The following is a 9,806-nucleotide window of genomic DNA, read 5'->3' on the forward strand; positions in this document are numbered from 1 at the left end:
GACTCATTCTGTTTCCTCTGGGCCGGTTTCTTTAGGGGCAGTAGGTGCGGGATTACGGGTGATGAACATCGCATCACCGTAGCTGAAAAAGCGGTAACCGTTGTCGACGGCGGCCTTGTAGGCGGCCATGGTCTCGGGATAACCGGCAAATGCCGAAACCAGCATCAACAGCGTCGATTCCGGCAAATGGAAATTGGTCACCAAGGCGTCGACCACATGGAACGGCCGGCCCGGGAAGATAAAGATATCGGTGTCACCACTGAACGGCTTGAGCACGCCATCGCGCGCGGCGCTCTCCAGCGAACGCACGCTGGTGGTGCCGACCGCAATCACTCGACCACCGCGCGCACGGCACGCAGCGACCGCATCGACCACGTCCTGGCCGACTTCCAGCCACTCGGTGTGCATGTGGTGATCTTCAAGCTTCTCGACGCGCACCGGCTGGAACGTCCCCGCGCCCACGTGCAGCGTGACGAAAGTGGTCTCGACGCCCTTGGCGGCAATCGCTTCCATCAGCGACTGATCGAAATGCAGCCCCGCCGTCGGCGCCGCCACCGCACCGAGTTTCTCGGCGTAAACGGTCTGATAACGCTCGCGATCCGAGCCTTCATCCGGGCGGTCTATATAAGGAGGCAACGGCATGTGCCCGACGCGATCAAGCAGCGGCAACACTTCTTCAGCGAAGCCCAGCTCGAACAACGCATCGTGACGCGCGAGCATTTCTGCCTCGCCACCACCGTCGATAAGGATCTTCGAACCCGGCTTCGGCGACTTGCTGGAACGCACATGGGCCAGCACGCGGTGCGTATCGAGCACCCGCTCAACGAGAATTTCCAGCTTGCCGCCGGACGCTTTCTGCCCGAACAGCCGCGCCGGAATCACCCGGGTATTGTTGAACACCATCAAATCGCCCGGGCGCAAATGCTCAAGCAAATCAGTGAATTGACGGTGTGCGAGGGCGCCGCTCGGCCCGTCAAGGGTCAGCAGGCGACTACCGCGACGCTCGGCCAAAGGGTGGCGGGCGATCAGCGAATCAGGGAGCTCGAAAGTAAAGTCAGCAACGCGCATGATGGGGTTCGTCTAGCAGGGCCGGAAAGTCTAGCGGAAATATCGAAAATTCTCTATGTACCTGATTGACCGACGGTAATCTCATCTCTATACTTCGCCGCCATTGAGCCCTGATGGCGGAATTGGTAGACGCGGCGGATTCAAAATCCGTTTTCGAAAGGAGTGGGAGTTCGAGTCTCCCTCGGGGCACCAAAATTAAGAAAGGTCTTGCTTAGCAAGGCCTTTTTTTTCGTCTGTCGGAAAGTGGCTGCTGTTGTAGGAACCGCCGAAGGTTGCGATCTTTTGATCCACCACTTCTTGGTCAACCGAACCCCCAAGGACCCACCCATGGAAACGTCACTGGAAACAGTCGCCCTTTTCTCCCTCAAACTCGCTTACGAGGAAGAAGGCCTGAGCCCGATCCTGCGGGATGACATGATCATGGGTGATTACCAGAAAGACATTTTCGAACTATTGGTGCGGCGCGGGGATGTCGAGACCATTCAGTTCAAGATGAATGAATGCCTGGGGCTGGCGATGGATGCCTTGGGCGGTGTCGAGAAACCGCTGGGGCGCGAGCTGCACAAGTTGTCCGCTGAGTTCAGCGAGGCGCGTTCGCTGGAGCAGCTGGATCAGCCGCTCCTTGCGCTCAAGGGCTATTTGAAAGACATCTTGTAATGGGCTTTGCCGTTACAGCAGATGCTTCGAAATGTACTTGGAAATCTCCACCATCGACGTCTTCCCGGTGAATTCGAACTTCACTTTGCCCAGTGACGAGAAGTAAATCTCCAGCTCCGAATCCAGATCGAACGTGCCCGAGGTTTCCACGGAGTAGGCGACGATGTTCTTGTACGGCAAGGACGTGAAATCCTTCTTGCTGCCGGTAATCCCCTGAACGTTGACCGCGATGATGCGTTTGTTGGTAAACACCACGCCGTCACGCATGGCCTTGTAAGAGTCGATCACTTCTTCGCCATCCAGCAGCAGCGCGCTTACGCGTTCGGCGTACTCATCGCTCTGCTTGAGTTTGAAGAAGCCTTTGTTGTTGAAGTCGATCATCTGTCCATCCTCATCTTCAAGAAAACATCCCGGTATTTCTTTGGTTCAACGACGGGCTTTCAGCACGCGGATATCCGTCGGGAAGCCATCGGCGCCGACAAGCTTTTTCCAGCCCAGATACTGAAATTCGCTCTTCTCATCAATGTAATCGCCCTTCTCCACCGATCGGCCGCCAACCACCGCTACGCGTTTCACCTCACCACAACCGCCGTCAGAAGGCCGAACCGTATAGATCACATACGGCTTCACGTATTGCGTGGCGCGGAAGTACTGGCCGCAGATTTCGTCGACGGTGATCAGCATGGTTTTCAAGCGTGCTTCGCCGTCGGTGTCTTCGTGCAGTTTCAGGAAGGAGATGTCGCCGACGTCGCTGTAGCCGAGGGCGCGGGCGCGTTGGTATTCGGGGGAGTTCTGGTGGACAATTCGGCCTTCCTCCGCAGCGCCTTGCATTTTCGCGGCGAACTCGGCTTTGCCTTGAGCAATGATTGCTTCAGCCTGGCCCGCGAAGTTTTCGCATTCAGCGAATTCTCGCGAGCCCAAGTGATTGGGCGTCAGGTTGGAGCGGTGTTCATTCATGATCTGCAGGTTGCTTTCCAGGGCAAACATCACGTCGTAGGCCGTGGTCCGACCGCTTTGTACGTCGGCCATTTTTTCCAGCACGCGCTGGCAGTTGCCGGCGTAATACTTCCAGCTGTTTTCCGGGTGCTCTTGCACGGCGGCGAATGCGGGGGTTATTGCGACGGCAATTGTGATTGCGCAGAAAAGGCGCAAAAAATGAGTTCTGACAGGCATAGGTAGTCCATTACAGAGGAGAGCGATGGCGCGACGCTACTATTTTGCTATCTTGCCGTCCACTGCCAGTAACGAGGTCGCCAGCGCCTCGATGGAGTCAATTTTCAGAGGGAGAAACACCTTGATGGCCGTGTTGTACTTTTTCGTCTGGGCAGCCGTTTGGGCTTGGGTCGTGCAGACTCGTGGTGCCTGGAACCTGATCCTCGCCAACCTGGCGGGTGCCGCCAGCGGCTTCATCGTAGCGATGATTTTTTTCGGTGATCTGTTCGAGCCTTTTCCCGGCGCACGTTTCTCCTTCACCGGAAAATCTTGCCAGTAGCGTGTTGCAAATGATCACCACGTTCGGCGTGCTGGCGGGCGTCTGGATGTGGCTGGTCAGGCGCCCTCGGCCAGAGCATCCGTTGGCCCGGCAACTTTTCGCTGGTATCTGTGGCTTGGCTGCGGGTGTGACGACGCTGGCGTTTTTCGCGCTCAATTTTCACTGAGCACGGCTATCGCCACTGGCATTACACGTCTGTTTTGTTATCTTGCCGCCCATCGTCAGCGTTCACCTTGGGCGTGCGTTGATTTCAGGTTTTGAAGGTTTAAGGAAAGGATCAAATGGAGTTTCTGCGTTTTCTGGCGTTTGTCGCGGTGTGGGGGTTCATGTGGCGCTGGGTGGTCAAGAACCGCGGCAGCTGGAATATTTTCTACGGCAACATCGTGGGTGCTGCGGGCGGCTTCATTGTGGCGATGGTGGTGCTGTCGATCACGTTGTCGTTGTTTCCTTCGTCGCATGACTACGAAGCGCCGCAGGCCGAAAACACGCAGGTCACCGAGCCGAGCTCTTTATTGCCTGAAGCCGAGGCAGTCACACCCGCCGCCGAACTGAAAGATGCGCCGGCTTTTGCTGCCATCGAGCCGGACGACACGCCCTCTCCTCCCGATTCCGCATTGCTGCCGAACTACGCCAGCCGGGCGCCGAAATCGATCGGGTTACAGACCGTGCTGGATCAAAGCGACTATGACGGTCGCATGGCCCTGGCAGCGCTGAACAAGAAATTACGCGGCGACGCCCAGGCCGACAAATCGATGATTGCGTATGTCATGTGCAGCCCGTTTGTGACCAGCACGTTGCGCTTTCCCGCTTCGGCGCGTTTCGCTGACAGCAAAGCCTTGGTCAGCCACCGCTTCAAGGATCAGGTCTACACCTTCAACAACACCGTCACCGCGCGCAACATGAACGGCGACGATGTCACCTACCGTTTCGATTGCTCGGTGCAAGAGCAGCCGCGAGTTGACGCGCTGCCTGCTCAATGGCGTTTGTTGGCGCTGAAACTGCAAAAAGCCGACTCTTAAGGCTGATTTAAGGGTTCAAGGCGCCGCCTGCGCTATCATCGCCGGCCTGTGCGCCTTGAGCTTTGCCCTCGATGTCTTCGACACCCGCTGACCTGATCCCGCTGCCTCCTGTCCTGGCCGGCCCGCTGCTGCGACGGCTTGAGCCAACGCGCGTGGTCATGTGGCTGGTCGGCACGCGGCCACTGGCGCTGACCTTACGCCTGCAAGGTGTAGGAGACATTCCACTCGATGCCGGGAAATGCACGATCATTCCCGTAGGCCGCGAGGCCTTTGTTCATCTCATCGATGTTGCTCTCGATAGCGCCCTGCCCTGCGACACGCGGATCGCCTATGACCTGCTGATCGACAACGCTGAGGGCATCGCCGACTGGGCGCCGCATCTGCTGTACGGCGATGCGACCAGCCCGAACTTCGTTCTGCGCTCACGGATCGATCAACTGCTACACGGCTCCTGCCGCAAACCGCATCACCCGACGGCGGATGGTTTGCTGTGCGTCGACCAATTGCTGGCGACGGAAACCGACGCGCAACAACGTCCGGCCCTGTTGATGATGAGCGGCGACCAGGTCTACGCCGACGATGTGGCCGGCCCGATGCTGCGGGCGATTCATGCCCTGATCGAAAGGCTCGGCCTGTTCGACGAACACCTCGAAGGCGCGGTAGTCAGCGACAGCGCCAAGCTCTACGAACACCCGGCCAGTTACTACCACCGTGCGGATTTGTTACCGGCGCTGGAAAGCAACGAGACATTGCGCGAGCGATTTTTCGGCGGCGCGCGTAAGCCGATTTTCACCAGCAGCAGTGCTGACAATCACCTGGTGACGTTCGCCGAAGTCATGGCGATGTACCTGCTGGTGTGGTCGCCGACGCCTTGGTCGCTGATCGATCCGCAAGCGCCCGAACTGACGCCCGAACGCCTCAAGCGCTATGACCTCGAACAGACTCGCATCGATGCCTTCAAGGCTGGATTGGGCAAGGTCGCCCGCGCGCTGGCGCATCTGCCGAGCCTGATGATTTTCGACGATCACGACATCACCGATGACTGGAACCTGTCTGCGCAATGGGAGGAAACGGCCTACGACCATCCGTTCTCCAAACGCATCATCGGCAACGCGTTGATCGCCTATATGTTGTGTCAGGGCTGGGGCAACAATCCCGATGCCTTCAAGGATGTCTTGGAGAAAACACTGGGGCTGAGCGCCAGCGGTGATGACCAGTATCTCGACAGCCCGGTGCAGGATGCTCTGATCGATGATTTGCTGCGCTTTCAGCAATGGCATTTCGTCCTGCCGAGCAGTCCGGCGCTGGTAGTCATCGACACCCGTACCCGCCGCTGGCGCAGTGAGATGGCGCTCAAGCAGCCCTCGGGCCTGCTCGATTGGGAGGCGCTGAGCGAACTGCAACAGGAACTGCTCGATCACCCGTCAGCGATCATCGTTTCCCCGGCGCCGATCTTCGGCGTGAAGCTGATTGAAACCGTGCAGAAGGTTTTCAGTTGGTGCGGTTATCCGCTGCTGGTCGACGCGGAAAACTGGATGGCCCATCGCGGTGCCGCGCAGGTAATACTGAACATTTTCCGCCACTCGCGCACACCGGGTAACTACGTGGTGCTGTCGGGCGATGTGCATTATTCCTTCGTCTACGAAGTGCTTATCCGACACCGCAAGGCCGGGCCGCGAATCTGGCAGATCACCAGCAGTGGCATCAAAAACGAGTTTCCGAAAACCCTGCTGGAATGGTTCGACCGCCTCAACCGCTGGCTCTATTCGCCACGGTCACCGCTGAACTGGTTTACCAAACGCCGCCGCATGCGCATCGTGCCGTACACGCCGGAACATGCTGAGGCAGGTGAACGGTTGTGGAATTCGGCGGGGATCGGTCAGGTGTTTTTCAATGAGCAGGGGCAGCCGCGCGAGATCATTCAGCACAATTCGAATGGCAAGGCGAAGACGCGGATGCTGGCGCCGGATCTGGCGGATTATCCGGACTAAGGCCTGCACCGTAAATGTGGGAGCGAGCCTGCTCGCTCCCACAGTGCTGGTTGCCAGCCATCAATGCGCGATCAGTGCTCGCCCCACACCTCTGACAATCATCTCCACCTCACGCTCATCAATCGTCAACGGTGGCAGCAGCCGTATCGTCTTGCCACGCGTGACGTTGATCAACAGCCCATGATCCCGCGCGGCGATCAGGGTCAGATCACGCACCGGTTGTTTCAGCTCGATACCGATCATCAAACCCTGACCACGAATCGCCAGCACATTGGGATTGTCCGCCAGCTCTGCGCTCAAACGAGTTAAGAGCCGTTCACCCTGAATCCGGGCGTTTTCCAGCAGGCCCTGTTCTTCGATGATATCCAGCACCGTGCAACCGACCCGACACGCCAGCGGATTGCCGCCGAAGGTGCTGCCATGGCTCCCGGGCGTGAACAGATCCGCCGCCCTGCCCCGCGCCAGACAAGCGCCGATCGGCACGCCGTTGCCCAGCCCTTTTGCCAGGGTCATGACATCCGGGACAATGCCTTCATGTTGAAACGCAAACCAGCGCCCAGTACGGCCGATGCCGGTCTGGATTTCATCGAGCATCAATAACCACGCATGGCGATTGCACAGTTCACGCAGGGCTTTCAGGTAACCCGGCGGCGCGAGCTGCACACCGCTTTCGCCCTGGATTGGCTCGACCAGAATCGCCACGATGCGCTCGCCGTGCTTTTGCTGCACCAGTTCCAGCGCAGCGAGATCACCGAACGGCACTTTGAGGAAATCCCCCGGCAATTCGTTGAAGCCCAGGCGCACCGCCGGGCCATCGCTGGCTGACAAGGTACCAAGTGTGCGGCCATGGAACGCGTTGACCATGACCACCACCAGCGGTTGTTCGATGCGTTTGCGCCAGCCGTATAAACGCGCGAGTTTCAGCGCTGTTTCATTGGCCTCGGCACCCGAGTTATTGAAGAACGCGCGCTCCATCCCCGACAGCTCAGTCAGCCGTTTCGCCAGTTGTTGCTGCCAGTCGATGCTGTACAGATTCGACGTGTGCAGCAGCAACCCGGCCTGCTCGCTGATCGCCGAAACGATCCGCGGGTGTGAGTGGCCGACATTGGTCACCGCCACACCGGCCACCGCATCCAGATACTCGCGACCGGCCTGATCCCACAGGCGAGTGCCCAGGCCCTTGGTGAAGCTCAAGGCCAGTGGTTGGTAGGTGTTCATCAGGGCGGCGGTCATGACTTCAAACTCCAGTGCAGGTCGGTGTGCTGGCAGTATGGTTAGCCAGCGAAACTGGATAAACTCGGCAAAACTTCATTCATTTAAAAGCAGAGCTTGATAATGGACCTGTTCCTGTCGATGAGCGTGTACGTCAAAGTCGTCGAAGCCGGGAGCATGACGGCGGCCGCGTTGCAGTGCGACATGTCGACGACCATGGTTGGCAATCATCTGCGTGCGCTGGAACGACGGCTCGGCGTGCAACTGCTGCAGCGCACCACTCGACGTCAGCGACTCACTGAATTCGGCAGCGTTTACTACCAGCGCTGTCTGGATGTCTTGGGACTGGTGGCCGACTCCGAACGCTTGGCGGAACAAGCACTCGATGAGCCGCGTGGCCTGCTGCGCATTACCGCGCCACTGACTTTTGGCGTAGAACGCCTGGCGCCAGCGCTCAGCGAATTCTCCCTGCAGTACCCACAGGTCAAAATGGATGTAGTGCTGACCAACAGCCGCCCCGACCTGCTGGAAAGTGGTCTGGACGTGGCGTTTCGGCTGGGGCATTTCGACGAGTCGAATCTAATCGCTCGCCCCCTTATCGATTACACACTGACCGTCTGCGCCTCCCCGCAATACGTGGCGCGTCGAGGCATGCCGCAGACCCCTGAAGATTTGCAACAACACGACTGCCTCTCGTTCGCCTACCCTGCTGGCGACGATTGGCAATCAGTGGAAAAACGCTGGCGCCTCAGCGGCCCGGAGGGAGAAATTCTCGTCGACGTCAGCGGACCGATGCTGATGAACACTTCCGCAGGGTTGCACCAGGCCGCACGCACCGGCATGGGCATCGTGATGCTGCCCGATGCGCTGGTGGAACAGGATCTGCGCGACGGCAAACTGGTGACCGTCGTTCCCGATTATCAACCTCCAAGCCGCCCCCTGCATTTGCTTTATGCTCCGGATCGCTATCGTTTGCCGAAGCTGCGCCGCTTCGTCGAATTCGCGATGCAGACGTGGGGCAGATCCTGAAAACGAGCGACATGGACAATGTCTCGAAGAATTACTGACAAGGAGTCGAAGCGAAGATGAACAACAACCTGACCGTACGCGACCTGCTATCTGACGAAGTGGAGTCGGTACGGCTGTTCCTCGGCCAACATGGCTGGGGGCACCGTACCGGTTCCAGCGAACATTTCGCGCAACTCATCGAACACTCGCAACGCACGGCGATTGCCCTGCTCGGCGCGCAGATCGTTGGCTTTGCCCGGGGCATAACCGATGGCTTGTCCAACGGTTACCTGTCGATGGTCGTGGTCGATGGCGAGTATCGACGCACAGGCATCGGCCGCAGACTGGTTGAGCATGTCATGGGCGATAACCCCGATATCACCTGGGTACTGCGTGCAGGACGAGAAGGCGCCGAAGCCTTTTTTGCCCGCCTGGGTTTTGAGACGTCGGTGATTGCCATGGAGCGACCGCGATTGAAATAACGGGCGTGCGCTCTGGCAAGGGCTATGATCAGCTTCTCTTTCCAGCATGGACGCTGCGCGATGCTCGTCACTCTTCAAAATACTCCCTTGTGGGTTTATGTGGTTTTTCTGGTTCTGGTGTATTTCGGCCTCAAGGCCCGCAAACCCCAACATGAAAGCCGGTTTTCCCTGCTGTCGACCCCGCTGGTATTGTTGGGCTGGTCGCTGTTGTCGTTGAACCTGACGGTTGATCCAGACTTGAGCCTCAGCGGCTGGCTCATTGCTTTGTTACTGGGCACTCTGTCGGCATGGTTGATTTTCCCCAACAAGGGGATAAATCTTGATGATCCGGAAACCGGGTTGATAGTGCCGGGGACTTGGAAAGCGCTGATTCTGCTCCTGCTTTTTTTTGCAGTGAACTACTACTTCGGTTATCAGGATGACGTGCACCCAGAGCGCGCTGCCGCCCCGGATATGTTGCTGTTCAAAGCCGCAGCATCAGGCTTTATCAGTGGTCTGATTAGCGCTCGCTCACTGAAATATTACCGTTTGCTGCGCACCCTTCAGGCTCAACGCCCGCCATTGGGCGCCCAATGATTCAGGAACCGCTTTTCACCAACACCGGTTTTTCCTGAGGGGCTGCGCCGGCCCCCGCATCGCTCCCGAGTTGCGCGAAGGTTTGTTCCTGCGCCCGTTCAATATCGGTGGCGCAAGGCGTGATGGCGGACTGGGGCTGCGTATCGTGCACCGTATCCTGCAATTACACAGGCGCGATATACAGTTACTGGACATGAGCGGGCGTGGCGCGACGTTCCGCTTCTCGCTATCAACAGATCAACAAAGCGCCGAACAATGGATGATGCGTTCAATGAATTTGCACAGCCCGGGCAAATAGTTG

General features: G+C 58.3%; 12 protein-coding genes, 1 tRNA gene and 1 pseudogene. 10 read left to right on the plus strand and 4 right to left on the minus strand.

Annotated features, from left to right (window positions below; all coding sequences use genetic code 11):
• Nucleotides 1–3: 3 nt before the first annotated feature.
• Entirely contained in the window at nt 4–1,068 is a 1,065-nt protein-coding gene (queA, locus tag AB4N74_RS18295; RefSeq protein WP_007916915.1) for a tRNA preQ1(34) S-adenosylmethionine ribosyltransferase-isomerase QueA, read from the minus strand.
• A 107-nt stretch (nt 1,069–1,175) separates the two neighbouring features.
• Here queA and AB4N74_RS18300 point away from each other — a divergent pair.
• Together AB4N74_RS18300 and AB4N74_RS18305 are read left to right on the plus strand one after the other, a co-directional pair.
• Nucleotides 1,176–1,260: transfer RNA gene (locus AB4N74_RS18300), tRNA-Leu, on the plus strand.
• A gap of 135 nt (nt 1,261–1,395) precedes the next feature.
• The gene (locus tag AB4N74_RS18305; protein WP_460096847.1) at nt 1,396–1,725 is read left to right on the plus strand and encodes a hypothetical protein; all 330 of its coding nucleotides are present in this window, start codon (nt 1,396–1,398) and stop codon (nt 1,723–1,725) included.
• Between the two features lie 12 nt (nt 1,726–1,737).
• Here the strand turns inward: AB4N74_RS18305 and AB4N74_RS18310 are convergent, their stop codons facing one another.
• Both AB4N74_RS18310 and AB4N74_RS18315 read right to left on the minus strand, forming a co-directional pair.
• Nucleotides 1,738–2,106 (minus strand): PH domain-containing protein, encoded by a 369-nt coding sequence (locus AB4N74_RS18310; protein ID WP_460096849.1) that lies wholly within the window; start codon nt 2,104–2,106, stop codon nt 1,738–1,740.
• Between the two features lie 45 nt (nt 2,107–2,151).
• Nucleotides 2,152–2,898, minus strand: a complete 747-nt coding sequence (locus tag AB4N74_RS18315) for a hypothetical protein (protein WP_460096851.1) — start codon at nt 2,896–2,898, stop codon at nt 2,152–2,154.
• Between the two features lie 25 nt (nt 2,899–2,923).
• On the opposite strand from AB4N74_RS18315, the gene AB4N74_RS18320 reads away from it, so the two are divergent.
• From AB4N74_RS18320 to AB4N74_RS18335, 4 genes are all read left to right on the plus strand, one after another.
• Complete coding sequence (locus tag AB4N74_RS18320) at nt 2,924–3,217, plus strand: hypothetical protein (protein WP_460096852.1); 294 nt, start codon at nt 2,924–2,926, stop codon at nt 3,215–3,217.
• Nucleotides 3,218–3,227: 10 nt separating this feature from the next.
• Nucleotides 3,228–3,383, plus strand: coding sequence for a hypothetical protein (locus AB4N74_RS18325; protein WP_460096855.1), 156 nt, complete (start codon nt 3,228–3,230; stop codon nt 3,381–3,383).
• Between the two features lie 115 nt (nt 3,384–3,498).
• A complete protein-coding gene (locus AB4N74_RS18330) occupies nt 3,499–4,236 on the plus strand; it encodes a hypothetical protein (RefSeq protein WP_093430661.1) in 738 nt (245 codons plus the stop codon).
• A gap of 71 nt (nt 4,237–4,307) precedes the next feature.
• Nucleotides 4,308–6,227: an alkaline phosphatase D family protein gene (locus AB4N74_RS18335; RefSeq protein WP_460096858.1), complete on the plus strand. Its 1,920-nt coding sequence runs from the start codon at nt 4,308–4,310 to the stop codon at nt 6,225–6,227.
• A 60-nt stretch (nt 6,228–6,287) separates the two neighbouring features.
• Here AB4N74_RS18335 and AB4N74_RS18340 read toward each other — a convergent pair whose 3' ends face one another.
• Nucleotides 6,288–7,460, minus strand: coding sequence for an acetylornithine/succinylornithine family transaminase (locus tag AB4N74_RS18340; protein WP_460096859.1), 1,173 nt, complete (start codon nt 7,458–7,460; stop codon nt 6,288–6,290).
• A gap of 102 nt (nt 7,461–7,562) precedes the next feature.
• Between AB4N74_RS18340 and AB4N74_RS18345 the strand changes: the two genes are divergently transcribed.
• From AB4N74_RS18345 to AB4N74_RS18360, 4 genes and pseudogenes are all read left to right on the plus strand, one after another.
• Nucleotides 7,563–8,468 (plus strand): LysR family transcriptional regulator, encoded by a 906-nt coding sequence (locus AB4N74_RS18345; RefSeq protein ID WP_257356081.1) that lies wholly within the window; start codon nt 7,563–7,565, stop codon nt 8,466–8,468.
• 56 nt (nt 8,469–8,524) lie between these two features.
• Nucleotides 8,525–8,929, plus strand: coding sequence for a GNAT family N-acetyltransferase (locus tag AB4N74_RS18350; protein WP_077574458.1), 405 nt, complete (start codon nt 8,525–8,527; stop codon nt 8,927–8,929).
• 60 nt (nt 8,930–8,989) lie between these two features.
• Nucleotides 8,990–9,505, plus strand: a complete 516-nt coding sequence (locus tag AB4N74_RS18355) for a DUF6622 family protein (protein WP_257358621.1) — start codon at nt 8,990–8,992, stop codon at nt 9,503–9,505.
• A gap of 49 nt (nt 9,506–9,554) precedes the next feature.
• A pseudogene (locus tag AB4N74_RS18360) lies at nt 9,555–9,803 on the plus strand (ATP-binding protein); the annotation flags it as partial.
• Nucleotides 9,804–9,806: the final 3 nt, after the last annotated feature.

The sequence above is a fragment of the Pseudomonas sp. H3_C08 genome, assembly GCF_054669455.1.

Bases quoted from the DNA above. Each gene is read 5' to 3' on its own strand.
- queA (WP_007916915.1), bottom strand. From the start codon at position 1,068: ATGCGCGTTGCTGACTTTACTTTCGAGCTCCCTGATTCGCTGATCGCC.
- AB4N74_RS18305 (WP_460096847.1), top strand. From the start codon at position 1,396: ATGGAAACGTCACTGGAAACAGTCGCCCTTTTCTCCCTCAAACTCGCT.
- AB4N74_RS18310 (WP_460096849.1), bottom strand. From the start codon at position 2,106: ATGATCGACTTCAACAACAAAGGCTTCTTCAAACTCAAGCAGAGCGAT.
- AB4N74_RS18315 (WP_460096851.1), bottom strand. From the start codon at position 2,898: ATGCCTGTCAGAACTCATTTTTTGCGCCTTTTCTGCGCAATCACAATT.
- AB4N74_RS18320 (WP_460096852.1), top strand. From the start codon at position 2,924: ATGGCGCGACGCTACTATTTTGCTATCTTGCCGTCCACTGCCAGTAAC.
- AB4N74_RS18325 (WP_460096855.1), top strand. From the start codon at position 3,228: ATGATCACCACGTTCGGCGTGCTGGCGGGCGTCTGGATGTGGCTGGTC.
- AB4N74_RS18330 (WP_093430661.1), top strand. From the start codon at position 3,499: ATGGAGTTTCTGCGTTTTCTGGCGTTTGTCGCGGTGTGGGGGTTCATG.
- AB4N74_RS18335 (WP_460096858.1), top strand. From the start codon at position 4,308: ATGTCTTCGACACCCGCTGACCTGATCCCGCTGCCTCCTGTCCTGGCC.
- AB4N74_RS18340 (WP_460096859.1), bottom strand. From the start codon at position 7,460: ATGACCGCCGCCCTGATGAACACCTACCAACCACTGGCCTTGAGCTTC.
- AB4N74_RS18345 (WP_257356081.1), top strand. From the start codon at position 7,563: ATGGACCTGTTCCTGTCGATGAGCGTGTACGTCAAAGTCGTCGAAGCC.
- AB4N74_RS18350 (WP_077574458.1), top strand. From the start codon at position 8,525: ATGAACAACAACCTGACCGTACGCGACCTGCTATCTGACGAAGTGGAG.
- AB4N74_RS18355 (WP_257358621.1), top strand. From the start codon at position 8,990: ATGCTCGTCACTCTTCAAAATACTCCCTTGTGGGTTTATGTGGTTTTT.